The organism is Micromonospora sp. H33 (assembly GCF_052068455.1).
GTDB lineage: Bacteria > Actinomycetota > Actinomycetes > Mycobacteriales > Micromonosporaceae > Micromonospora.
This window is the reverse complement of the sequence record NZ_JBQHDE010000016.1, coordinates 38,083-62,053: the sequence shown is the minus strand read 5'-3', so window position 1 is coordinate 62,053 and position 23,971 is coordinate 38,083. Positions and strand designations below refer to the sequence as shown.

Genomic DNA, 23,971 nt, shown 5'->3' with positions numbered 1-23,971 from the left:
GGCACAGGGGCACGTCCGGCTCGACGACGGTCCGGTTCACGATGCGACGGGGTGCTCCGACCCGCCTTCGCTCAGCGCGGCGACGTGTCCACGGCAGGCAGGCCCAGGCGGTCGGCCGCCATGGCGGCGAGCACGTCCGCGGGCAGCCGGAGGTCGAGCACCACACCGTGCTCCTCGGGCGACAGCGGCTCCAGGATCGCCGCCTGGGAGTCGAGCAGGCTCGCCGGCATGTAGGGGTGGGTTCGGGTCGCCATCCGCTCGCGGATCACCTCGGTCGGCCCGTCCAGGTGCACGAACTCCACGTTCGGCGGTCCCTGCCGGAGGACGTCGCGGTAGGCGCGCTTGAGTGCGGAGCACGTCAGCACCGTCGACACCCCCTCCCGATGGCGGGCGGTCATCCAGCCGGCGAGGTCGCGCAGCCAGGGCCAGCGGGCGGCGTCGTCCAGCGGTACGCCGGAGCGCATCCTCGCCACGTTGGCCTCGGAGTGGAACTCGTCGGCCTCCGCGAACGTCAGTCCCGTCAGCTCGCTGAGCCGCTTCGCCACCGTCGTCTTGCCGCAGCCGGACACACCCATCACCACGATGTGCCGGGTCGGCCGGCGGTCACCAGTCATGGACGGTGCCGTCCTTGAGGCGGTTGAACGGCAGGTACGCCGGCTGGTACGGGAACCGCGCCGCGGCCTCCTCGTCGAGCTCGACCCCGATGCCGGGCAGCTCGCCGGGGTGCAGGTAACCGTCGACGAAGGTGAACGACTGCCGGAACACCTCGTTGGTGAGCGACCCGTGCTGCATGTACTCCTGGATGCCGAAGTTGTGGATGGCCAGGTCCAGGTGGAGTGCGGCGGCCATGCCGACCGGTGAGATGTCGGTCGGCCCGTGGATGCCGGACTTGATCTGGTACTGGGCGGCGAAGTCGAGCAGCTTGCGCATGGCGGTGATGCCGCCGGTGTGGGTGACGGCGGACCGGACGTAGTCGATCAGCTGTTCCCGGATGAGCGTCTGGTAGTCCCACACGGTGTTGAAGACCTCGCCGATGGCCAGCGGCGTGGTGGTGTGCTGGCGGACCAGCCGCAGCGCCTCCTGGTTCTCCGCCGGCGTGCAGTCCTCCAGCCAGAACAGGTCGTACGGTTCCAGGTCCTTGCCGAGCCGGGCGGCCTGGATGGGGGTCATCCGGTGGTGGCCGTCGTGCAGCAGCGGCAGCTCCGGGCCGAACTCGTTGCGGACCGCCTCGAACACCCCGGGCAGGTGCCGCATGTACGAGCGGGTGTCCCAGTCCTCCTCGGCCGGCAGCGGGGTGCGCTGGGCCGGTTCGTAGTCGTACCGCTTGCCGTCGGCGCTGGGCTGCGCGGCGACCCCGTAGACGGCGTTGATGCCGGGCACCGAGGTCTGCACGCGGATCGACCGGAAGCCGAGGTCGAGGTGCCGGCGGATCGAGTCGAACAGCTCCGGCAGGTCACGGCCGGACGCGTGCCCGTACGCCATGATGCCGGTGCGCGACGCACCGCCGAGCAGCTGGTACAGGGGCATGCCGGCCGCCTTGGCCTTGATGTCCCACAGGGCGACGTCGACCGCGGCGATCGCGGCCATGGTCACCGGCCCGCGCCGCCAGTACGCCGAGCGGTACAGGAACTGCCAGGTGTCCTCGATGCGGTGCGGGTCCCGCCCGATCAGCAACGGCACGACGTGGTCGCGCAGGTACGACGCGACGGAGAGTTCCCGCCCGTTGAGGGTGCCGTCACCCAGGCCGATGATGCCCTCGTCGGTGGTGATCTTCAGGGTGACGAAGTTGCGGTCCGGACTGGTGACGATGACGTCGGCAGCGGTGATCTTCACGGGTGGTGCCTTTCCCTTTCTTCACGGATGTGACGGCGGGCTAACGGAGGACGCTTCCGGTCTCGTGGCCCTCGAGAAGGGACAGTTCGGCACGGCGGGGCAGCCCTTCGCAGTCGCCCCGGCTGGAGACCGCGAAGGCACCGAGGGTCGCCGCACGACGCAGGCGACCGGCCAGGTCGAGCCCGTCGAACCAGCCGGACAGGTATCCCGCCGTGAACGCGTCCCCGGCGCCGACGGTGTCGACGGCGGTCACGGCCAGCGCCGCGGCGTGCTGGGTCCCGTCCGGGGTGTGCGCCCGGGCGCCGTCCGAGCCCAACTTGACCAGGACCGTCCGCACGCCCCGCCCGAACAGGTCCGCCACCACGGTGGACTCGTCGGCCCCTGGGTCGCCGACGAGGTCCAGCTCGTCGGCGGAGGCGATGACGATGGAGGCGTACCCCGCCAGTGGGGTGAGCACCGCGCGGGCGCTGTCCCGGGACCAGAGCCGGGCACGGTAGTTGACGTCGAGGCACACCGGGATGCCCGCCGCCACGGCGGCCTCGGCCGCCCACCGGGTGGCCTCCCGGGCGGTGCCGGACAGCGCCGGGGTGATCCCGGTCAGGTGCAGCATCCGCGCGCCGGCGGCCATCGGCGCCCGCAGGTCGTCGACGCGCAGCGCCGACCCGGCCGACCCGGACCGGTGGTACTGCACCCGGGTCAGATCGGCGGTGCGCTGCTCCAGGAACATCAGACCGGTCGGCCGCTCGGGGTCCCGGGTCACGCCGTCGACGCCGATGCCCTCCGCGCGCAGCTGCCGCAGCGTGTACTCGCCGAACTCGTCGGTGCTCACCCGGCCGACCCAGGCGGCCCGGTGGCCCAGCCGGGCCACCCCCACGGCCACGTTGGACTCGGCGCCGGCCAGGTGCATGGTCAGCGGCCCCCCGGCGGCGAGCGGGCCGGCCGAGCGCAGCGACACCATGGTCTCGCCGAAGGTGAGCAGGTCCGGTGCGGTCATCGGCGCGCCGACTCCCCGACCGCGGCGAGGTAGGTGCGGGCCCGGGCCCGCAGGGCGGCGAGGTCGCCGCCGGAGGCGGCGTCACCGACCAACGGCCCGCCGACGCCGACCGCGATCGCACCGGCCCTGAGGTAGCCCGGCACGTCGTCCAGACCCACGCCGCCGACCGCGACGAACGGGATGTCCGGGAAGGGGTCGCGCACCGCCTTCAGGTACGCCGGACCCCCGACCGACACCGGGAACAACTTGATCGCCGACGCCCCCATCCGCATCGCGGTGTACGCCTCGGTCGGGGTGAAGGCCCCGGCGGCGACCGGGATGCCCCGGCGCGCCGCTTCGGGGATCGACTCGACCACCGCCGGCGTCACCACGAACTGCGCGCCCGCGGCGACCACGTCGGCCACGTCGGCGGTGGTGAGCACCGTGCCGGCGCCGACGAGGGACCCGGCGGGTGCCACCGCACGCAGCGCCTCGACGGCCCGCAGGGCGTCCGGCGTGGTGAGGGCCACCTCGACGATGCGTACGCCCTCTTCCAGCAGGGCGGTGCCGGCGGCGATCGCGCCGGCGGTGTCGGTGCCGCGGATGACCGCCAGGATGCGGGCGTCGGCGAGTTCGGCGGTGAGGTTGACAGTCATGAGATCACCATTCCGCGTAGGAGCCGTCGCGGTGTCGCCAGGTGGGGCTGCGCCAGGCGTGGCCGCGCTTGTCCGCCGTCCGCACCGCGTGTTCGTCGATCTCGATGCCCAGGCCGGGTGCGGTGAGCCGCTCGACGTACCCGTCGACGAAGGTCAGCGGGGTCTTGTCGAGGCAGTAGTCGAGCACCTCGGCGCCGAGGTTGTAGTGGATGCCGATGCTCTGTTCCTGGATCAGGTAGTTCGGCGTGGCGAAGCCGACCTGCAGGCAGGCCGCGAGAGCGATCGGCCCGAGCGGGCAGTGCGGGGCGAGTTGCACGTCGTACACCTCGGCCAGCGCGGCGATCTTGCGCACCTCGGTGATGCCGCCGGCGTGGGAGAGGTCCGGCTGGGCGACCGCGATGCCGGCCTGGAGGACGGGCAGGAACTCCTGCCGGTTGTAGAGCCGCTCCCCGGTCGACACCGGTGTGGTGGTCGAGCGGACGAACTCGCCGATCAGGTGCGAGTTCTCCGGGACCACCGGCTCCTCCAGGAAGAACGGCCGGAACGGTTCGAGCAGCGGGGCGACCCGACGGGCGGTGGCGAGGGTGAACCGCCCGTGGAAGTCGACCGCCACGTCCCGCTCGTCGCCGAGCACCTCACGGGCGGCGGCCACCCGCTCGACCACACCGTCGAGTTCGCGGACCGAGGCGACCGGGCTCATCCGCCCGGAGGCGTTCATCTTCACCGCGGTCAGGCCCGACGCGACGGCGGCGCTGATCTGGTCGCGTACCTCGGCCGGCTCGTCGCCGCCGACCCAGCCGTAGACCCGGATCCGATCCCGGACCGGGCCGCCGAGCAGCTGGTGCACCGGCGCACCGAAGTGCTTGCCGGCGATGTCCCACAGCGCCTGGTCGAGCCCGGCGACGGCGCTGGCCAGGATCGGCCCGCCCCGGTAGAACGAGCCCTTCGTCATCACCTGCCAGTGGTCCTCGATGCGCAGCGCGTCCCGGCCGATCAGCAGCTCGCTGAGCTGCTCGACGGCGGTGCGGACCGTCTCCGAGCGGCCCTCGCAGGTCGCCTCGCCCCAGCCGACGATCCCGGAGGTGGTCTCGACCCGGACGAACAGCCAGCGTGGTGCGACGAGGAAGGTCTCCACCCGCGCGATCGTCGTCATGTCCTCAGCCCTTCGTGGCGCCGGCGGTGAGACCGGAGACGATGTACTTCTGCACGAACAGGGCGATGAGCATGATCGGGAGGGTGACCACGGTGGCCGCCGCCATCAGGCCGCCCCAGTCGATGCTGGCGTAGCCGACGAAGTCGAAGATCGCCACGGGCAGCGTCTTGGTGTCGGCACCGGAGAGCACCAGGGCGAACATGAAGTTGTTCCAGGAGAAGATGAAGGACAGGATGCCGGCCGTGGCCACGCCGGGCACCGACAGCGGCAGGGTGATCCGCCGGAACGCGCCGATGTGGGTCAGGCCGTCGACCAGTGCCGCCTCTTCGAGTTCGGTGGGCAGGCCGTCGAAGTAGCCCATCATGATGTAGACGATCAGCGGCAGCGACACGAACATGTGGCTGAGGATCAGGACGGTGTACCCGCCGACCATCTGCAGGTTCGAGAAGACGTAGTACCAGGGCACCAGCAGCGAGACGCCGGGGATCACCCGGGCCATGAGCACGACGAGCGCGGACTTCTTCATGTTGAAGCGGCTCATCGAGTACGCGGCGGGCACCCCGAGGATCAGCGAGAGCACGGTGGCCGCGAGCGCCACCCAGAGGCTGTTGCCGATGAACTGGACGTAGTTCGCCCGCTGGAGGACGGTGTCGTAGTTGTCCAGGGTGGGCGAGAAGACGAACGCCTTCGCCGTGTCGTAGATGTCGACGTTGGTCTTGAACGACGCGGCGACCATCCAGAGCAGCGGCGCGATCAGCGAGAACACCACGACGACGAGGGCCACCGCCCGGAACACCTTGAACGGCCTGCTCGGCTTCATCGCTCCAGCCCCTTCTTGCGGTAGGTCAGGGCCCACATCACCCCGATGATGATCAGGAAGAAGATGATGAGGACGGTCGACGAGACGCCGTAGTCGTTGTAGTCGAAGCTGAGGCCGTAGGCGTAGACGTTGAGGGTTTCCACCTCGTGGAAGGACCCGCCGCCGCGACCCTTGGTGGCGTAGAGGATGTCGAACGTCTTCAGGGCGTCGATGCCGCGCAGCAGGATCGCGACGATCACGGTGGGCATCAGCAGCGGCAGGGTGACGTGCCGGAACCGCTGCCAGGTGCTGGCGCCGTCGATCAGCGCCGCCTCCTGGGGCTCGTCGGACAGCGAGGTCAGGCCGGCGAGCAGGATCAGCACGACCATCGGAGTCCACTGCCAGACGTCGATGAACATCGTCGTCGGCAGGGCCGAACTCTGCCCGGACAGCCAGGGCTGCGGGCCGATGCCGACCCAGCTGAGCACCTGGTTCGCCATGCCGATGTTGGGGTCGAAGATCAGCCGCCACATCATGCCGACCGCCACCGGAGTGGCCACCAGCGGCAGCAGGATGGCGACCCGGACCCACTTCTCGCCACGGAAGGGTCGCCACAGCAGCAGGGCGATCGCCATGCCGAGCACGACCTCGACGAGGAGCACGACTCCGGTGAAGAGGGCCGTACGCCACACCGCCGGCCAGAACCGCTCGGTGTCGGAGAGCACGTCCAGGTAGTTCTGGAACCCGATGAACTCGCTCTCGGCGCGTACCGAACCCTCGGCGTCGGTCAGGCTGAGGTACCCGGTCCAGGCCACCGGAAAGATGATCAGCACGGCGACGAATGCCATGGCGGGTGCCGCGAAGAGCCATTTGCGGTGCGTGTTGGCCCAGCGCGACCAGGCCGATTCCGCTGGAGCCGTACGGGCCTCGGGCGATCTGGTGACTGGTGTGGTGACGGCTGACATGGGGTCTCCGGGTTCGGGGGGCCAGGGGTCCCGGCGCGGGGTGGCGGAGCCGGTCGGTCCGCCACCCCGCGGTCGGGCTACTTCGCCTCGTCGTCGAGGAACTTCTGGAACGCCTCGTTCGCCGCGTCCGCCGAGGCGGCCGCGTCCTTGCCGGTGATCGCGTCGACGATCGGCTGGCCGACGATCTCCCGGGCCTGGGCGACCTTCTCGACCAGCGGGCGGTCGTGGCCGATGCCGTTGGCGGTGCTGACCTTGGTGGCCTCGGCGAGGTCCTTCGGGTAGGTCGCGGTGCCCTCCGGGTTCGCCCAGACGGAGGCGCGGGCGCCGGGGACGCCGGCCTTCTGCTGCGCCAGCGACTGCTCCTTGCCGGCCGCCCACTGGATGAACTTCCAGGCGTTGTCCTTGTTCTCGGACGCGTCGTTCACGCCGAGGGCCCAGGACGGGATGTTGTACGGCTTCGAGCCGGCCGGGCCGGCCGGGAAGGTGGCGAAGCCGACGGTGTCGGAGACCTTCGACTTGGCCGGGTCGGTGGCGTTCTTGTAGAGCGAGTTGGCCTCGGTGTAGAAGGCCGCCTTGCCCTGGGTGAAGATCGCCATCGCCTCGGACCAGCTCATGTCGGTGCTGATGTTCTCCGGGCCGTGGTCGCGCAGCAGGCCGCCGTAGTAGGCGTACGCCTGCTTGGCCTGCTCGGTGTTGACGGAGGCCTTGCCGCTGGCGTCGACGAAGTCACCGCCGAAGCTGTACAGGAAGCTGGAGAACTGGGTGACGGCGGCGGCCTTGCCGGTACGGGCCACGAAGCCGGCGACACCCGCGTTGTCCGCCTCGACCTTCGCCGCCTGCGCCTTGAGCTCGTCGAGGGTCTTCGGCGGAGCGGTGAAGCCGGACTTCTCCAGCAGGTCCTTGCGGTAGTAGAGGACCTCCTGCTCGGTGATGATCGGCACGCCGACCAGCTTGTCCTCGTACGTGGTCGCCTGCACCGGTCCGGCCTGGAAGTCACCGAACTCAAACGCGCTGTCCGACTTGGCCTTGTCGGTCAGGTCGGCGAGGTACTTGTTCTTGGCGAACAGCTTCCCCTCCTGCAGCGGCCGGTACATCATCACGTCCAGGTCGCTGGACCCGGCGTTCAGCTTGACGTTGTACTGGTCCGACAGCTGGTCCTCACCGAGCTGCGTGACCTCGACCTTGAGCCCGCTCTGCTTCTCGAACTCCGGCAGGGCCTTCTTGATGTTCTCCGTCCAGACGTGGTTGACCAGCGTCACGCGGAGGGTGTTCGACCCGCTGCCGCCGTCGTCACCCCCGCCGCATGCGGACAGGCCCATGGCGGCGACCACGGCCAGAGAAGTGCCGATCATTGCTCGACGTCGCACGCTTGTCTCTCCTTCTGTCCTGGTCGCTGCCCGGTAGGGCGCTACCTCGGTGTTTACATCCGCTTAACGTCCGGATGCTAGGCCGAAAAAGCAGACTTATTCAAGGGGTTGATCTAACTGATACGATCCAGGCGTGGAACGGTACTCCTCCAGGGGCGCAGCCGCCCAGAACGCCCCTGCTGAGGCCGGGCTGCACGCACGCGTCCTCGAAGACCTCGGCACGGCCATCTGCGGTGGCGACCTGCCGCCCGGCTCGATCCTCAACATCGACGACCTGGTCGACCGGTACGCGGTGTCCCGCTCCGTCGTCCGCGAGGTGCTGCGGGTGCTCGCCTCGATGGGGTTCATCGAGACCCGCCGCCGGGTCGGGGTCATGATCCGCACGCCGGACGCCTGGAACGTCTTCGACCCGCAGGTGATCCGCTGGCGGCTCGCCTCGGCCGGCCGCATCGCCCAGATCCGCTCGATCACCGAGCTACGGACGGCGGTGGAGCCGCACGCCGCCTGGCTCGCCGCCGCCCGCGTCGGTCACGACGAGGCGAGTGAGCTCGTCGGCCTGGCCGCGAAGATGTGGGCCGCCGGCAAGGCCGGCGACGAGGAGCGGTTCCTCCGCCTCGACATCGAGTTCCACCGGCGGGTGCTGGCCGCCTCCGGCAACGAGATGTTCATCAAGCTCCAGGACCTGGTGGCCGAGGTGCTGAGCGGCCGGCACCACTACCACCTCATGCCGCACCATCCCCACGAGCAGGCGCTCCAACTGCACGCCGACGTGGCCCAGGCGATCCAGCGCCGCGACGGCGACCGGGCCCGCAGCGCCATGGTGCAGATCATGGAGCAGGCCTTCGACGAGATGACGGCGATCTGGGAGCAGGCCGCCACCCCCGCCCCCTGACGGTGGCCTCGTGCCGGGCCTCAGGTCGTGGCGGACCGGCCTCGGGCCGTGGCGGGCCGGGTGCCGACGCGGGTCACCAGGTAGCCGAAGGCCGCCGCCGTGAAGAACATGACGATGCCGTAGACGGCCGCCGGGACCGCCATCCGGGTGTTGTCGAGCAGCGCCGGGCTGAGCGCGACCGTGATGGCCAGGGTGCTGTTGTGGATGCCGATCTCGAACCCGGCCGCCGTCGCGGCTCTCCGGTCGACCCCGGCCAGCCGGGGCACCCCGTAACCGACCGCGAGACTCAGCAGGTTGAACGCGAGCACGGCCAGGCCGACCGAGACGAAGTAGTCGGCGATGTTGTCGCGCTCGTTGAGCACGGCACCGGCGATCACCGCGACGAGCACGACGACGGACAGGGCCCGGACCGGGCGGTCCAGGCGTTCGGCGACGCGGGGCACCCGGGCCCGGATCAGCATGCCGATCGCGACCGGGACGAGCACGATGGCGAACACCTGCAGCACCTTGTCGAACTGCAGGCCGATGCTCCTTCCCTCGGCCAGGAAGTACGCCGCCGACAGGTTGACCACGATCGGCAGCGTGAACACGGCGAGCACCGAGTTGATGGCGGTCAGGGTGACGTTCAGGGCGACGTGCCCGCCGAACAGGTGGCTGTAGAGGTTGGCCGTGGTGCCGCCGGGGGACGCGGCCAGCAGCATCATCCCGACGGCCAGTTCCGGCGGCAGGTCGAAGGCGAGAACCAGGCCGAAGCAGAGCGCGGGCAGCGCCAGCACCTGGCACACCAGGGCGATGACGGCGGCTTTCGGGTGCCGGGCCACCCGGCGGAAGTCCTCGGTGGTCAGTCCGAGACCGAGGCCGAGCATGATGATGCCGAGGGCGACCGGGAGTCCGACCAGGGTCAGGGCTGAGTCCATGGCACGACATCGTCATCACCTGGCAACGCCCCCGCAATCCCCCATGCGGACGGGTACGCCTCTTGACCGGCGGATGCGGTCGGCTTAGCTTCATCAATCAGAAAGGTCTCTTTACTATTATCGCTCCATCCCTCGATGGGAGTGCCGATGCGACCATTCCGTCACCGCCTCACCGCCCTCGTCGCCCTAGCGACCGTGCTGGTCACCGCCGCCCCGCCGACCGCCGCGAGCGCGGGCGACAGCCCGACCCGCGGTGCCGGCTACCACCGGGTCGGCTACTTCGCCCAGTGGGGCATCTACGGCCGGGCCTTCCCGGTCAGGAAGCTCGACACCTCCGGAGCGGCGAGCCGCCTCACCCACGTCAACTACGCCTTCGGCAACGTGAGCGAGGACGGGCGCTGCTATGTGGACGGTGGCCCGGGCGAGGGTGACGCCTGGGCCGACTACCAGCGCCCGGTCCCGGCCGAGGAGAGCATCGACGGCGTCGCCGACGCTTGGGGCGAGCCGCTCAACGGCAACTTCGGCCAACTGGCCAAGCTCAAGGCCAAGCACCCCGACCTCAAGGTGATGATCTCGCTGGGCGGCTGGAGCTGGTCGACGTACTTCTCGAACGCCGCCCGCACCGACGCCTCCCGCAAGGCCTTCGTCGCCTCCTGCATCGACCTCTACCTCAAGGGCAACCTCCCGATTCTCGACGGCGGCAGCGGCGGCCCGGGTGCCGCCGCCGGCGTCTTCGACGGCATCGACCTGGACTGGGAGTGGCCGAACTGGCCGGGTGAGCCGGGCAACGTGATCCGGCCGGAGGACCGGCAGAACTTCACCGAACTGCTCGCCGAGTTCCGCCGGCAACTCGACGCGTACGGTCGGCAGACCCGCCGGCACTACGCGCTGACCGCCTTCCTGCCGGCCAACCCGGCGGCCATGGACGCCGGGTACGAGGGTCGCAAGATCTTCAAGTACCTGGACTTCGCCACGGTGCAGGGGTACGACTTCCACGGCAGCTGGGAATCGGTGACCAACCAGCAGTCGGCGCTGCGCGTACCGGCGGGAGCCCCGGACAGCCCCGACTTCTCCGTCGAGGTCGCGATCGACGGCTGGATCGCCCGGGGCGCGCCGCGCCACAAGCTCGTCCTCGGCATCCCGTACTACGGTCAGGGCTGGACCGGTGTCACCGGGGGTGAGGACGGCCTGTTCCAGCCGGCGGCCGGACCCGCGCCGGGCACCTTCGCCGCCGGGTCCGAGGACTACCGGCAGCTCAAGACCCTGCCGGGCAAGGGCTTCGCCGTCCACCGCGATCTCCGCGCCGGGCACGCCTGGCTGTTCGACGGCACGACCTTCTGGACGTACGACGACCCGGCGGTGGTGCTCCAGAAGACGCTCTACATCCGACGGGCGGGCCTGGGCGGCGCGATGGTCTGGTCGTTGGACGGCGATGACGACAACGCCACGTTGACCAGGACGATCAGCCTCGGGCTGGCGACGCGGTAACCGGGCCGGCAGCCGGGTGGCACCGGGGCCACCCGGTGCCCGGCCGCGAACGCCGTCCGGAAGGTCCCGGTAAGTGATAGACAGGGTCGGTGTGGGGACGACGGGCGGCGCGTACCTGTGGCGTACTGCTCGCGGTCGCGGTGCTGACCGCCGCCTGCCGCACGCCCTCGCCCCCGTCTCCCGCGCCGCCTCCCGCGCCGTCTCCCGCCGCCGCGCCGCCCCTGCCGGGGTTCGTGGTCCTCACCGACGTCGACGCCCGCATCCGCACCGACATCCGGTACGCCACCGCACACAACTTCGTCGGCCGCCCGCTGGCCGGCTACCCCAAGCCGCTCTGCCTGCTCACCCGGCCGGCGGCTGAGGCGCTGCGCCGGGTGCAGGACGCCGCGCTGGCCAGGGGCCGCACCCTCAAGGTGTACGACTGCTACCGCCCGCAACCCGCCGTCGACGACATCGTGGCGTGGGCCCGCCAGCCCGGGCAGGAGCAGACGAAGGCCGAGTTCTACCCCCGGGTGGCGAAGTCGGACCTGTTCGACAAGGGATACGTGGGCGCACCGACCGCGCACAGCCGGGGCAGCACCGTCGACCTGACGCTGGCGGAGGTGGACGCACCGAGCCAGGCGCCCTACACGCCGGGGCAGCGACTGGTCCCCTGCACCGCCCCGGCGGGCCAGCGGTTCGCCGACGACAGCGTGGACATGGGGACGGGTTTCGACTGTTTCGACGCGCTCGCCCACACCGACAGCACCCGGCTCGGCCGGGAGGCGCGAGCCAACCGGATGCTGCTGCGCGAGCTGATGACGCGGGAAGGGTTCGTGGGCTACGACCACGAGTGGTGGCACTACCGCTACCGCGGCGAGCCGTACCCGGACACGTACTTCAGCGCGCCGGTGGCTCGCTCCTCGGTCGGCTGAGAACGGGCGCTCCGTCACCTCATCGGCCTTGTGCACGTCCAGCCCCTCGGTGCGAAGAACAAGCTGCTGTGCCGCCGCAAGGACGAATTGCGGGGCGTCACGACCAGCGCTTTTCTTCACACCGGCCACGACTTCCTCCGATGCCCTGCGCGGCCGCTCGATCGGCGACCATGATGCCGATGTCGACGCCGTCCGCCGTCAGGGGAGACGGCCACTACCGCACGGGCGATTCGAATACTCCGTTTGCAGGGCATCCGGAAAGGTCTGGTCGCATGTCCGCACGCAAGCTGCGCTACGTGTTTGCCGCACTGGTGCTGACACTCACCACGGCAGCCGTGGCGCCCGCAGAAGACGACGACGTCTGCATCAATCCCCGAAGCGGCCGGGAGGACGATGCGCACGGGACGAGCTTCATGGTCGCGTCCGCCCACCCACTCGCCACGGAGGCCGGCTGCAAGCTCCTCGCCAGGGGTGGCCGGGCGGCGGATGCGGCGGTAGCGGTGCAAGCCGTGCTCGCCGTCGTGGAACCACACGCCTCCGGTCTCGCCGGCGGCACGCTCATCAACTATTGGAACGCCGACAAGCACGACGTCCGCTTCTTCGACGGCATGGCCAGGGCTCCGCAGAACGTCACCGAGAACCTCCGGACGCCCACCGAGCAGGAGAAGAAGGATCTCAACACGGAGCGCTTCCCGAATGCCGCATCCGCTACCGGGCGGTCCTTCGGCGTACCGGGGACGCTGCGAGTGCTCGCGAGTGTGCACGGTGAGTTCGGCAAGCTTCCCTGGAATGAACTCTTCGAGGACGCCATCCGGCTCGCCGCCGACGGTTTTCCGATGTCCGCGAATCTGCACGATGGTTTCGAGGAGCGCTTCAACGGACGGAAACGCTGCAACTATCCGGATCTGCGCCCCCGATACTGCAACGGTGACGACCCGAAACCGGTAGGCACGACGATTCGTAACCCGGAGATCGCGGAGGTGCTGCGGGAGGTCCGGGACAAGGGCGCGCAGGCGTTCTACGACCCGAACGGGAACATCGCGCCGGCCATCGTGCAGCATGCGGCGAAGGGCCCGATCAAGCTGAAGGGCAACACCGCCGGCCCGGTGGTGATCCCGAGCCTGATGACGCCGCAGGATTTCGCCGACTACACCGCCATCGAGCGCACCGAGGTGTGCCGGAAGATGTTCAGCGTCAACATCTGCACCTCGCCGCCGCCGGCCTTCGGAGGGGTGGCGGTCCTGGAGATGCTCGGGTTGCTCGAGCGTGGCGAGGTGGGGAGGACCAGACCGGACTCGACGGACCGCACCCACCTCTCGATCGAGGCCAGCCGCCTGGTGAACTTCGACCGCCGGGCCTACATCGGCGACCCGGATTTCCACGGTGTGCCGGTCGAGGGGTTGCTCCAGGGCCCCTACCTCGACAAGCGCTTCTCGCTCTACTCACCCGACCGGGCCGTCCAGCCGATCGAACCAGGGGACCCGCAAGGCGTTCCTCCGCCGGCGCCGTCGATCACCGACGAGCCCGCCACCGTCGACGTCGGCGACCCGACCAGCAACGTGAGCATCGTCGACGCCGAGAAGAACGCGGTGTCCATGACCACGACGAACAACGGCCACTTCGGGTCACATCTGGAAGCGCGGGGGATCATCCTGAACAACGCGATGAACAACTTCACCGACACGGAATCGGTCTCGCCGGGCAAGCCGGTGAACGTCATGCAGCCGAAGAAGCGGCCGACCGCGTCGATGGCGCCGACTCTCGTGCTCGACACCGAAGGGCGGGAACTACGGCTCGTGATCGGCGCTGCCGGCGGCTCCCACATCCCTGACTACGTGGTCCAAGCGCTGGTAGGGATCGTCGTGGACGGCATGAGCCCGGCTCAGTCGCTCGACCAGGGCCACTACAGCGGCCAGGACATCACCCGCCGGTGCGACGGGGAACGCGGCGCACCGTCCGAGGTCGAAGCGGGCAGGCGGATCGCCACCCAGGTGGCCGCCCTGGTAGCCCGCGAACATCCGTGCCCGCGGGTCATCGCGCTGGACAGCGGCCTCACCGCGATCGAGGTCCGGGGGGACCGGATGCGCGGCGCGGCGGACACCCGCCGGGACGGCGCCGCTGTGGGGCGATGAGCCTCGGCCGTCGCCACGGCAGACGGAACCCCGGCTGGGCATCAACCCAGCCGGGGCTCGTCGTGCCCGTCCTTCCCGGAAGGCTCCGCCGTCGGCCTCAGATGCGGCGGGCGGTACGCCAGCGCTCCGCCCAGTAGCCGGCGCCGTCCAGGATGGATTCGCCGCCGAAGTCGCCCATGGTCGGGCCGTCCGCCACCGCTCGACTGGAGATGAAGCGGTGGTGGCCGCTGTCGTCGATGCCGAGGTAGATGCCCGAGTGTTCGATGTGGCCGTCGACGATCGGCCCCGCGTTGAAGAACAGCAGATCGCCCGGGAGCAGGCGGTCGAGGCCGCGGGCCCGGTGGCCGGAGTTGGGCATCAACTGGACCCCGGGGCCGACCTCGGCCATCGCGTAGGCTCGCCGTGGAAGTCCCTCACCCGGTGTGTTCGTGCCGCGCAGCGGATAGCCGAGCCGATGACCGTAGACCATCCGCAGGTATCCCGAGCAGTCCAGTGCCAGCAGGCGCGCCGGCTCCGGCAGCACGCTCTTTCCGTCCAGGAAGGTCCAGCTCATCCCCAGGTAGTCGTAGAAGTCAGATTTCTCCGCTCGGCCGTCCGGGTCCAGCGGGTCCAGCGGCCCGAACGAGGCGTCACCCGAGTACTGCTGTCCCTGGTTGTCCTTCTTGACCGGGGCGCCCTCGATGTACTCCATGGCGATCGCCAACACGTCTGGAGAGCGGTCGTGGCGGGCGGCCGAGAGCCAGTCGGTGAACCACTTCTCCTTCTCCGCGCCGGCATAGTAGGGCCGCGGCGCCAACCGCACCCAGAACTCCGACTCGATCTTGGAGGCGGTGTTCTCGGACTCCTCGAAGGTCCGCGACGGCCCATACATCTGCACCGTCCGCGCACCGTCGGTCATGATCGCGACCGGCTGTCCGGAGGAGTCGATGATCTCCGTACGATCCGGTGAGCTCGCGCGCTGGTAGGTGTAGCCCGAGGCGCCGAGTGCCGTGTTGTCGGCCGCCTTCGCTCCGCCCAGGGTCAGCACCGGTTGGTCCCCCGGAGACGGTCGGAGCACGACGTACGCGACCGTGCTCGCCACGATCAGCAGCACGAACCCCACCATGGTCATAAGGACGGTCGGTCGGCGAAGGTACGTCCGGTTGATCATGCCCGCAATCTCCTTTCGCGACTCGGTTCGGGCGGGTCGGTCAGGTGACCGGCACGAAACCGGCGACGACGCCGCTGTACGCGACCCCGAAGGTGATTCCGGTGACGACGATGGTCGCCAGGATCGTGGCCTTCGGCGGCTGACGCACCAGCTGGTACGCGATCAGACCGGGGATGACGAACCCCAGGGTCTGGTGGGCGAACAGCAGCGGAAGGTCCCGCTGGACGATCACGAAAAGGGTCAACTGGAGCAGCACGCTGAGCAGCACGATCGCCGCGAACAGCCGTTTGCCGTAGAGGATGACCACCCGTTGCATCAGCCGGGTGAGCACGTACGTCAGTAGCGTCATCCCCGCGATGATCAGCGCCTGGAGCTGGTCCTCGATCAGCGTCAGGGCGATCCAGCCGGGCGTGATCATTCCGCCGGGTGAGAGGTTCGTGGTCAGGTAGCACAGCAGCGCGAACACCAGCCCGATGCCGAGGCTCGCCGTCGCCAGCTGTGCGCTGAGTTCCCCGCCGAATGTCATCATCGGATCCTTTCTCCGGTCGGCGTACGAAGCATCGAGCCGCCCTCGGACCCGTCCTCGCAGGTCCAACTCGGCAGTGTCGCCAGCTCGTGGAGCAGCACCTCGCCCTGCCCGTGGATGTTCCCGACCGCGACGATCGACGAGTCGTCGGGCGCCGCCGCCGTCACGCCTTCCAGCAGTTGTTCCGAGGGAAGCTTGCCGCCCAGGTCGACGACCCGGTCCTGAAGGTCCGCCGGCACGGTCGACCGGGCGCTCTTGGTCGGCTCGCCGATCAGGACGAGACTCTCCGGTTGCACCCGTGCGGTCAGCTCGCCCATCTGGCCGTTGCGCTCGATCCGGTCCGGCCGACAGTTGATCACCATTGTCAGCGGACGGGTGATCAGGCGCTGGTCCTCCAACTGCTTGATGTTCATCAAGGTGGACTCCGGGTCGTTGGCGGCGAAGATGTTGGCGAACCGGAGCCGCTTGTCGCCCTGCACCACCCGCGCCACCGACAGCGCACCAGGGTCCGGGGGCGCCTCCCACATGCCCTTGAGCGCGCTGTGCCGGTCGACGCCCAGCTGCTCGGCGACCGCCAGGGCGATGGCCACGTTCTCCTTGAAGGTGATCCAGCCGAAGCCGTCCATCTCCTTGTCGGTGACCGACTCCGGATCCACCGGGATGAGCCGGCAGTTTCGCCGGTCCGCCTCTTCCTGCAGGATCGCCAGCCGGTCCCGTTCGGCGGTGATGCAGACGCCACCCTCCGGCATCGACCGGCTCAGGGATCGGGCCACGTCGTCCAGGGTGGGACCCATCTCGGCGAGATGGTCCTCACGTACGTTGCAGAGCACCCCGATGTTCGACTGGATCAGCTTGCTCTGGTTGCACTCCTGCAGTGCCGGCATCACTGCCATGCACTCCATGACCAGGGCGTCCGGATGGTACGCAGCACCTCGCCGCACGATGCCGATCTGCTCCACCACGTTCGGGATGCCGAACTTGCGGTAGACCGGCTCCTCGCTGGCGTCCGGGAAGATGAACCGGGCGGCGGTGCCGGTGGTCTTGGCCACCACCACCCGGCCACCTCCGCGCAGCGCGCCGGCGCAGAGCCGGGTGATCGAGCTCTTCCCCCGGATGCCGTTGACGAGCACCCGGTCCGGGATCTTGCGCAGGTTGCGGAAGTGGTTGCGCTGTTCTCGCACGCCGGCGACCAGCAGAGCGGCGCAGCAGAGGACGTAGACGATGTAGAGGTATCCCACGTCAACCCCTTTCATCTCGGTCGGCGCCGGAGTGGTAGATCCGGCCGCCGCGCTTCGCCGCGGCCTGATCGGCGGCGACTCCGCCCGCTGCCGTGGGCAGCACGACGGTCGGGTTCTCCTCGCTGCCGCGCAGTCGACTCGCACCACCCAGTCGGCTGGACCCCGCATGCTTGGCCTGACGGCAGACCTCCAGGCACATGGCAAGGGCTCCGACGTCGTCGTGCCGCTGGGGCGGAATCGGCACGTCGACCGCGCCACTGCTGATCTTGTCGGCCTCCCCGGCCAGCCGCCGCAGCGGTCGCGCGAAGACGTAGTACTGCCACACCGCAGTGAGCAGCACCGCGCCCGCCGTCAGGCTGGCGACCAGCAGCGTCCACCGTCGACCGTCGCTCGCCGGCAGGCGGAGACCGTTGAGGTCCTGTTCCACCACCAGGGACCACTTCAGGGGGGTGACGGTGTGGGGCTTGCTCAGACCGGCAGCCGCGATCAGGGTCGGAGTGCCGTCGCGCGCCGTCGCGCGTCCGACCGTGCCGCCCTGGAGAGCCTCGGCCGCGGCTCCACGTGCGCTCCCCTGCAGTTCCTCGAAGGCGCGGAAGCCCTCCGAGTCGAACACCGTCCGCAGGTTCTCGTCGACGATCCGGGCCTGCCCGTCCACCGCGCGGAGCATCTCCAGCAGGTAGTCGATGCTGTACTCGCCGACGGCGGCGACGCCGTTGGCGCCCACCCGGAAGGCGTACACCACCGGGATGCGGGAGGTGTCGTCGTCCAGGTCGATGCCCGATTCACCCCGCAGCGGCTCGTTCCGGAGCGGCTCGCGTCCGGCCGAGCTCACCACCGAGCCGTTGGGGTCGACCAGGTACAGGCTGCGGAACCGCTGCTTGTCGGCCAGTTCCTGCTTGAGCAGAGGAGTCATCTGGGCGGGGTCGCCCGCCTCGGCCGCCTGGGAGATGCGCAGCACCGTCTGCAGGCCGTTGTTCAGCGCCTTGCCCATCAGGTTGCTCGCCGCCTCGGCCCGGCTCTCCTCGTCCCGGACGAGCTGATCCGGGATCGACGCCTCGGGAGCGCGGAGCGTGGCGGCCACGGCCGCCGCGGGCCAGAGCAGCGCCAGCACGGTCGCGACGGCCAGGCCCTGGGTCACTGTCGGGCGCCACCGCCACCGCCACCACCTCCGGTCGGCGATGGGAGTCGAGGGGTCGGCGGAGGTCGAGGCCAGCGCCCGCGCGATCCGGTGCGCCTCCGCCACGCGCAGCGGTCGACGCTTGGTGCAGGCCTCCCCGCAGGCGTTGGCCTTGGCCTGCTTGAGCAGCGATCGGACGGGGCGGACCAGAGAGGTCCGCATCAACAGGAAGCTGGGCACGGCCGCCGCCAGCAGCGTCAGGCCGATGAGGATGCCACGGGGGACGGACGTGCCGCCCGTCTCATCTGCGACGATCAGGGTTGCCAGGGTCACCCCGGTGTTGCCCACCGGAGCCGAGGAGACGACCAACTGCCGGCCCGTCCATTCGGTCACCCGGATCGGATGGCCTTCGCTTGAGTCCGTACCGGCGAGCCCCTGGAAGACCGTCGGGAAGTGCCGGGCGTCAACCGCGCTGACCCCCTGTACGAGGGTGCTCTTTCCGTCCGGCGTGATGGCGAAGACCCCCTGTCGGGCCTCCGGATTGAGTCGCAGCTCGTCCACGGTCAGCTGTTGGATCGCCAGCAGTGTCCGGGCGCTGTCCAGCGCGATGGCGCGGACCAGCACGGGACCGTCCGGCGTGCTGATCGGGAAGACGTTCGCGGGCATCGTCGGCGGCAGCAGCTCCATGGGCAGTTCCGGGCCCTGCTTCGCCAGTGGACGGCGGGTGGCGTTCTCCATGATCACCGCACCGTTCCAGGTCGCCCCGTCGCCTACGACCTGTTTGAGCAGCTCGGCGTCGGGCGTCCCCGGGGCCCGCCCGGCGACCCGCTGGTCCAGGTCCTCCACGGAGTGCTGAATGGTCATGCGTGTGCTGGTGGCGACCTTCGACACGTTGTCCCGCTGTGAGTCGACGATTGCCGGTGGCACGCCGCGCTCGTGGTTGATCGCGAATCCGAGGACGATGGCGGCCGCCAGGAACATGGTCGCCCACAGGTACACGAGCGACGGCACACCGGACCCCGCCGGAAATCCGGCGGACGGCAGCTGTTGGGTCAGCGCCCGTCGCCGCCATTCGACGACATGGTCCTGCCGCGTCGCGCCCGCGTCCCGCGCCGCTACCGGAGCGCGTCCCTGAAACCCCTTCCGATCGGTGGGACGGTTGGGCCCAGCGTCGTCCCCCCGGCCTGCTCGCTTCATGGCCACCCAATCCCTTCCGAGCGCATGGGAATGTGCACGGTTATCTCGATCTTGGAACGCGGCCGGGTGATCCGACGTCACCCCGCCCGGATGAATCCGGCGCAGCGCGCCTCGCCTTCCGGACCGCTCACCCACCGGCTTCGGCACCGGCACGCTCGCCTCGGGCCCGAGAGACCGCTGGCTGGCGCCCGTCCCCGGAACCAGCCAGCGGCCTCTGGTGGGTCAGCGTCAGCTGGAGTAACCGCGCTGGGCGATCCAGTCGGCCACCTTCTCGCTGCGCATCCAGTAGTGCTTCTCGGGGTCGTACGGGTCTGCGATCTTCAGGGTCTGTCCACCGTCGCGATACCCGACGATGCTCACGTAGTGCCCACCCGGGAAAACATGTCGTTCACCCTCGGTGTCCACCGCCGTGCCCAGCGTGTTGGCTACCACGCCGCGCTGGGTATCGATCGCCTGGACGACGTCGGTACGAAACTTGTCAGTCTGCTGGGGATTGGCGGTCGTGGTGCTGATCTCGGTGGTCTCGTAGCCGCCACCGGTCAGCTCGTTGAGGACCCGGGTCGTATCATCGGCCGAGTCGGTGCCGGCCCTGGTGGTGCCTAGTTTCTGGGCCACTTCCTTCTGCGTGACGTCCTTGTCCTGCGTGGACAGGGCGATGCGGGTCGCGGCCGGGGCACAGTAGTAGGAGGTTCGTTGGGTCTGGTAGTCGTACTCCAGGACCCGCTCGCCCTCGGGCGGCGCCGGGGGTGCCGGCTGCACCGCGGACACCTGCCCGCTGTCTGCCGGTTCTGCCTGGGCAGCGGTCGCCGGACCAGCGATGGCGCCACCGGCGATGACGAGACCAGCAAGGGACAGAAACCTCGTACGGCGCATTGAGTTCATCGTGAAGCTCCCATCGGTTGGCACCTCCTCGAAGGACCGGAGGCGCAAGCACGGCGGGGAAGAGATCGCCCAGTTCACGCGGATGAACCGGCGTCTCCGAGCTCCGGCTTCCCGGGCTCTCAATCGCCTTCGCGGCTGTCGCGTCGCGGTTACCCGCGGGCCGACCCCGAAAACCGGGGAACCTACTCCGCGAGCGGCAGAATCGGGGCCGCTTTCACGGAATCCACCCCCAGGTGACACACGATGTGTCCGAACCGCCGACCAGGTGTCACCGCGCGGTAGGGCCCGCTTTCAAGCGAAGACCGGCGCTGGCCAGCCTCCCGCACTCTCCGTGACGGGAAGCTCACGCAGAGTTTGCCCCCGTGTTAGCGTGGGGCAGCCAGGGTTTCATGACCTGCGCCCGACCGGTGCGCCGTCACCGAGCGCACATCATTCGCCGTAACACGCGACGAGGCCGGGTGCGGGCTATCGCATCCATTGGTCGCCCGCGCGACCGGGGGCGGAGGGGGAACCGTGCAGGAAGAATCCCAAGGCCGAGGTCATATCCGCTGGTCGCGCTTCGCCGCCCTGCTGCTGCCCGCGGCCGCCCTCGCCGGCGCGATCCTCGTCGGTATGGCCAACGGCGCTCTCGCTGCCTCCTTCGCGGTCTCCGGCCAGACGTTCAAGGTCTCCGCCTCGGAGTTGCGGGGCGAGGGATTCGTCCAGTACCCCGGCGTCGCCGAGGAAATCGACGGTACGAGGCATCCGGTCGCCGTCACTGGTATCCGCAGGGCTGAGCTGTTCGACCTCTGCCAGTCGGTCAAGACGCCGGGCGCGCCTGTCGTCCTGACCATCACCGCCGGTCGCGGCGGCCGGCCCGCCACCGCGACCGATCTGTTGATCGACGTGGAGTCGCTGGAGGGCGATGCCCGGTTCACGAACATCAACATCGGACAGGATGCGTCGACCCTCGACCGCGGGCCGGAGGGCGCCCGGGGCGCTCCGGGGGCGTTCGGCCAGCAGGCGGACGCCGTGACGATCACGAACCTCCGCCAGGTGGCCCGCTCCACCCAGGCCGGGAGATTCAACCTGACCGGGCTCAGGCTGAAGGTCAACGTCGGCGCCGCCGCCAAGGAATGCTTCTGAGCTGACCATCGCCGGGGAAGCAGCCGTACGCCCATCCCTTCGGACCGCACCGGCAGGAGCCACGTATGAGAAGGGCAGAACCGCAACACGACGTCCGCCCGAATCGACTCCCCGAGGCGTGGCACGGTTTCCGCCGGTGGCGGGGGACACGCCCGTTCTGGGGCGGCCTGCTCACCGCGCTCGCCGGGCTGGCGATCTTCGGCACCACCCAGATGTCACTGTCCGGCCTGACCTTCCAGATGGGGCCGACCGGCTTCCTCTCCTGGTTGATACCCGCCATCCTGGTGACAGCTGGCCTGCTGATGTGGTTCAGCCCCCAGCACCGCATCTTCTACGCCGTGGTCGCCGCCGTCACCGCGCTCTTCGCGCTGATCGGGGTCAATCTGGGTGGCTTCCTGGTCGGCACCGTCATCGGCGTCGTCGGCAGCTCCCTTGCCGTCGGGTGGGTCCCGGGGCGATCCCGCACCCCCCAGGGCGAGGCGGCCGACGAGGCGTCGGCGGAGGACGAGGGTGCCGCGGAGCCCGACGACTCCGCCGCCGACCGGACGGTGCAAACCTCGCCGTCCCCGAGCAACCCTGATCAGCCCGCCACCGACATCTCCCACGAGGCGCCCTCGGCGAGCAGGCAGCCCTGGTCGACGAACTGATGTGGGGCGGGGACGAGGCCCGACCTCCCGTGACCAGGTCTGGCACTCTCCCGGGAGACGCGCGGCGGGAGGCGACGCGACTGCCTGGGCTGCATCGACCGCGGCTCTTCGCGGCCCTGCTCGGGCTGCTCGGCTCCGCCGGTCTGCTGGCCGCGCCCCACCCCACGGCCGCCTGCGCCCCGGCCACCCCGACGCTGACCGAGCAGACCGCGGTCGGCCCCAGCCCTCTGCCCGCGGCTCCCGACTCCGCCTGCACCAGCGCGCCGCCCGGCAGGCCGGGTACACGTCCGGGCGACGCGCAGCTGCCGTCAGTTGCCGCCGACCCCGACCAGCCAGCAGTGGCAGCGACAGCCTCGACACTCACCGGGTCGACGGTGACCATGACCGGCCTGCGGATCGAGGGCACCGTCCAGCTTCCGACGGCCGCCGGCCCCCTCACGGCGCTGAAGTTCAGCATGGACGAAGCCGTCGCGGACGACGTACTGCTGCGCTCCCCCGGCCCGCGGGGCCGCACCATGCGCCTCACCGCCGACCGCATGGCGTTGGAGGGCCACGTCGCTCTGTACGCCACCCGCTTCGTCGGCCGGCTGTCCGGCGCCACGATCACGCTCGGTCCGGGCCTGCCCTTCCCGGACGGAATCCCCACCTCCGCGCCCGGCCCGGTCACGTTCACCGAACCGGCCGTCGAGCTGGTCTACCTTCGCACCGACACACTGACCGCCCACCCGAGGCTCAAGCTCAGCCTGGCCCGATCCTGAGGATGTGAGCGTCGCGAACGACCGGACCGCCTGTTGCCGGTTCGCGTAGTCACGCGACAGCGGCAGAGGCCGCACGGGCGCACGGCCCTCTCACCTCGCGATGTTCTGCATGGCCGCCGCGAGTTTCTTGAGGTCGATGCCCGTGAGGTGGTCGAGGAAGTGCCGCCGCACGGCGGCCAGGTTGGCCGGCCAGGCCTCCTCGAGGCGGGTGAGGCCGGCGTCGGTGAGGACGGCGTTCCAACCGCGCGCATCCTCTTCACACCTGACCCGCTCGACGAACCCCTGCCGCTCCAGCTTCTGCACGACGCGGCTCATGCCGCTGAGGGACATCTCGCAGGCGGTGGCGAGCTCGCTCATTCGCAGTCGCCGCTCGGGAGCCTCGGAGAGATTCATCAGGGTGAGGTACTCGACGAGGGGAAGCCCCTGCTCGCGGACCAGGTCGGCGTCGATTGCGCGGGGCAGGGCGTAGATGACGCGATTGAGGGACCGGACCAGGGCCTCTTCGTCTGGACTGAGCGGTTTCGGCCCTCCGGGGCCCGGTGTCGCCTGCGGTGTGACGGTGGACATGACCACAGCTTACTTGCTTGACGAAGGAACTGTTCGACATATAGTTGCTCCGCGAAGCAAGGACATCCGTCCGGGTGTCCGCCACCAGGGAGGAACCACAGATGACCAGGATCGGAATCATCATCGGCAGCACCCGGCCGGGACGGAACGGCGCGGCCGTGGCGCAGTGGGTCCACGACGTCGCCCGGGAGCGCTCGGAGGCCGAGTTCGAACTCGTAGACCTCATCGACTACAAGCTGCCGCACCTGGACGAGATCTACCCGCCGTCGATGGGCCAGTACCAGCAGCCGCACACGCTGGAGTGGGCCAACAAGATCGCGTCGTTCGACGGGTTCGTGATGGTGACGCCGGAGTACAACCACTCGACCTCGGGCGCGCTAAAGAACGCGATCGACTTCCTCTACAACGAGTGGAACAACAAGGCCGTCGGGTTCGTCAGCTACGGCTCGGTGGGCGGCGCCCGCGCGGTGGAGCACCTGCGGCTGATCGCCGGCGAGCTGCAGATGGCCGACGTGCGGTCCCAGGTGGCGCTCTCGCTCTTCACCGACTTCGAGAACTTCAGCGTCTTCAAGCCCAACGACTTCCAGCGGGACGCCCTCAACGCGACCCTCGACCAGGTCGTGGCCTGGAGCCGGGCCCTCGCACCGCTGCGCGGCAAGTGAGCACCTGAAGGGA

Annotated in this window: 23 protein-coding genes; 8 read left to right on the top strand and 15 right to left on the bottom strand. The window is 69.7% G+C overall.

From position 1 onward, the window contains the following. Positions 1 to 71: 71 nt before the first annotated feature. From ACTMS0_RS26020 to ACTMS0_RS25985, 8 genes are all read right to left on the bottom strand, one after another. A complete protein-coding gene (locus ACTMS0_RS26020; RefSeq protein ID WP_441157892.1) occupies positions 72 to 614 on the bottom strand; it encodes a gluconokinase in 543 nt (180 codons plus the stop codon). After that, the gene (manD, locus tag ACTMS0_RS26015) at positions 604 to 1,833 is read right to left on the bottom strand and encodes a D-mannonate dehydratase ManD (protein ID WP_441157891.1); all 1,230 of its coding nucleotides are present in this window, start codon (positions 1,831 to 1,833) and stop codon (positions 604 to 606) included. Before manD ends, ACTMS0_RS26020 begins: the two co-directional genes overlap by 11 nt. 40 nt (positions 1,834 to 1,873) lie before the next feature. Continuing rightward, the gene (locus ACTMS0_RS26010; RefSeq protein WP_441157890.1) at positions 1,874 to 2,827 is read right to left on the bottom strand and encodes a sugar kinase; all 954 of its coding nucleotides are present in this window, start codon (positions 2,825 to 2,827) and stop codon (positions 1,874 to 1,876) included. Next, positions 2,824 to 3,462 carry a bifunctional 4-hydroxy-2-oxoglutarate aldolase/2-dehydro-3-deoxy-phosphogluconate aldolase gene (locus tag ACTMS0_RS26005; protein WP_441157889.1) on the bottom strand — a complete coding sequence of 213 codons (639 nt, stop codon included), beginning with the start codon at positions 3,460 to 3,462 and terminating at the stop codon, positions 2,824 to 2,826. Before ACTMS0_RS26005 ends, ACTMS0_RS26010 begins: the two co-directional genes overlap by 4 nt. Before the next feature lie 4 nt (positions 3,463 to 3,466). Then, a complete protein-coding gene (dgoD, locus tag ACTMS0_RS26000; RefSeq protein WP_441157888.1) occupies positions 3,467 to 4,615 on the bottom strand; it encodes a galactonate dehydratase in 1,149 nt (382 codons plus the stop codon). Between the two features lie 4 nt (positions 4,616 to 4,619). After that, on the bottom strand, positions 4,620 to 5,435 hold the full coding sequence (locus ACTMS0_RS25995) for a carbohydrate ABC transporter permease (RefSeq protein ID WP_441157887.1): 816 nt from the start codon (positions 5,433 to 5,435) through the stop codon (positions 4,620 to 4,622). Beyond that, positions 5,432 to 6,262 carry a carbohydrate ABC transporter permease gene (locus ACTMS0_RS25990; protein ID WP_441157886.1) on the bottom strand — a complete coding sequence of 277 codons (831 nt, stop codon included), beginning with the start codon at positions 6,260 to 6,262 and terminating at the stop codon, positions 5,432 to 5,434. Before ACTMS0_RS25990 ends, ACTMS0_RS25995 begins: the two co-directional genes overlap by 4 nt. 194 nt (positions 6,263 to 6,456) lie before the next feature. Continuing rightward, on the bottom strand, positions 6,457 to 7,731 hold the full coding sequence (locus ACTMS0_RS25985) for an ABC transporter substrate-binding protein (protein ID WP_441157885.1): 1,275 nt from the start codon (positions 7,729 to 7,731) through the stop codon (positions 6,457 to 6,459). A 148-nt stretch (positions 7,732 to 7,879) separates the two neighbouring features. Here ACTMS0_RS25985 and ACTMS0_RS25980 point away from each other — a divergent pair, with 148 nt between their 5' ends. Further along, complete coding sequence (locus tag ACTMS0_RS25980) at positions 7,880 to 8,638, top strand: FadR/GntR family transcriptional regulator (RefSeq protein WP_441157884.1); 759 nt, start codon at positions 7,880 to 7,882, stop codon at positions 8,636 to 8,638. Positions 8,639 to 8,658: 20 nt separating this feature from the next. Here ACTMS0_RS25980 and ACTMS0_RS25975 read toward each other — a convergent pair whose 3' ends face one another. Beyond that, positions 8,659 to 9,555 (bottom strand): bile acid:sodium symporter family protein, encoded by an 897-nt coding sequence (locus ACTMS0_RS25975; protein WP_441157883.1) that lies wholly within the window; start codon positions 9,553 to 9,555, stop codon positions 8,659 to 8,661. A gap of 147 nt (positions 9,556 to 9,702) precedes the next feature. On the opposite strand from ACTMS0_RS25975, the gene ACTMS0_RS25970 reads away from it, so the two are divergent. From ACTMS0_RS25970 to ACTMS0_RS25960, 3 genes are all read left to right on the top strand, one after another. Beyond that, on the top strand, positions 9,703 to 11,043 hold the full coding sequence (locus tag ACTMS0_RS25970) for a glycoside hydrolase family 18 protein (RefSeq protein WP_441157882.1): 1,341 nt from the start codon (positions 9,703 to 9,705) through the stop codon (positions 11,041 to 11,043). A gap of 89 nt (positions 11,044 to 11,132) precedes the next feature. After that, positions 11,133 to 11,957: a M15 family metallopeptidase gene (locus tag ACTMS0_RS25965; protein ID WP_441157881.1), complete on the top strand. Its 825-nt coding sequence runs from the start codon at positions 11,133 to 11,135 to the stop codon at positions 11,955 to 11,957. A 272-nt stretch (positions 11,958 to 12,229) separates the two neighbouring features. Then, positions 12,230 to 14,089 carry a gamma-glutamyltransferase family protein gene (locus ACTMS0_RS25960; protein ID WP_441157880.1) on the top strand — a complete coding sequence of 620 codons (1,860 nt, stop codon included), beginning with the start codon at positions 12,230 to 12,232 and terminating at the stop codon, positions 14,087 to 14,089. Between the two features lie 97 nt (positions 14,090 to 14,186). Here ACTMS0_RS25960 and ACTMS0_RS25955 read toward each other — a convergent pair whose 3' ends face one another. From ACTMS0_RS25955 to ACTMS0_RS25935, 5 genes are all read right to left on the bottom strand, one after another. Further along, entirely contained in the window at positions 14,187 to 15,194 is a 1,008-nt protein-coding gene (locus ACTMS0_RS25955) for an NlpC/P60 family protein (protein ID WP_441157879.1), read from the bottom strand. A gap of 85 nt (positions 15,195 to 15,279) precedes the next feature. Further along, positions 15,280 to 15,765, bottom strand: a complete 486-nt coding sequence (locus ACTMS0_RS25950) for a poly-gamma-glutamate biosynthesis protein PgsC/CapC (RefSeq protein WP_441157878.1) — start codon at positions 15,763 to 15,765, stop codon at positions 15,280 to 15,282. Next, entirely contained in the window at positions 15,765 to 17,003 is a 1,239-nt protein-coding gene (gene pgsB, locus ACTMS0_RS25945) for a poly-gamma-glutamate synthase PgsB (RefSeq protein WP_441157877.1), read from the bottom strand. Before pgsB ends, ACTMS0_RS25950 begins: the two co-directional genes overlap by 1 nt. Before the next feature lies 1 nt (position 17,004). Next, positions 17,005 to 19,131, bottom strand: a complete 2,127-nt coding sequence (locus tag ACTMS0_RS25940; protein WP_441157876.1) for a HAMP domain-containing protein — start codon at positions 19,129 to 19,131, stop codon at positions 17,005 to 17,007. A gap of 414 nt (positions 19,132 to 19,545) precedes the next feature. Then, the gene (locus ACTMS0_RS25935) at positions 19,546 to 20,199 is read right to left on the bottom strand and encodes a C39 family peptidase (RefSeq protein ID WP_441157875.1); all 654 of its coding nucleotides are present in this window, start codon (positions 20,197 to 20,199) and stop codon (positions 19,546 to 19,548) included. Positions 20,200 to 20,676: 477 nt separating this feature from the next. On the opposite strand from ACTMS0_RS25935, the gene ACTMS0_RS25930 reads away from it, so the two are divergent. The 3 genes from ACTMS0_RS25930 to ACTMS0_RS25920 all read left to right on the top strand — a co-directional run bounded on the left by ACTMS0_RS25930 (position 20,677) and on the right by ACTMS0_RS25920 (position 22,729). Beyond that, complete coding sequence (locus tag ACTMS0_RS25930; RefSeq protein ID WP_441157874.1) at positions 20,677 to 21,324, top strand: DUF6230 family protein; 648 nt, start codon at positions 20,677 to 20,679, stop codon at positions 21,322 to 21,324. Between the two features lie 65 nt (positions 21,325 to 21,389). Then, positions 21,390 to 21,971, top strand: coding sequence for a DUF6114 domain-containing protein (locus ACTMS0_RS25925; RefSeq protein ID WP_441157873.1), 582 nt, complete (start codon positions 21,390 to 21,392; stop codon positions 21,969 to 21,971). Positions 21,972 to 22,000: 29 nt separating this feature from the next. After that, positions 22,001 to 22,729 carry a hypothetical protein gene (locus ACTMS0_RS25920; protein ID WP_441157872.1) on the top strand — a complete coding sequence of 243 codons (729 nt, stop codon included), beginning with the start codon at positions 22,001 to 22,003 and terminating at the stop codon, positions 22,727 to 22,729. Between the two features lie 90 nt (positions 22,730 to 22,819). Here ACTMS0_RS25920 and ACTMS0_RS25915 read toward each other — a convergent pair whose 3' ends face one another. After that, on the bottom strand, positions 22,820 to 23,296 hold the full coding sequence (locus tag ACTMS0_RS25915; protein WP_441157871.1) for a MarR family winged helix-turn-helix transcriptional regulator: 477 nt from the start codon (positions 23,294 to 23,296) through the stop codon (positions 22,820 to 22,822). A 101-nt stretch (positions 23,297 to 23,397) separates the two neighbouring features. On the opposite strand from ACTMS0_RS25915, the gene ACTMS0_RS25910 reads away from it, so the two are divergent. Continuing rightward, positions 23,398 to 23,958 (top strand): NADPH-dependent FMN reductase, encoded by a 561-nt coding sequence (locus tag ACTMS0_RS25910; RefSeq protein WP_441157870.1) that lies wholly within the window; start codon positions 23,398 to 23,400, stop codon positions 23,956 to 23,958. Positions 23,959 to 23,971: the final 13 nt, after the last annotated feature.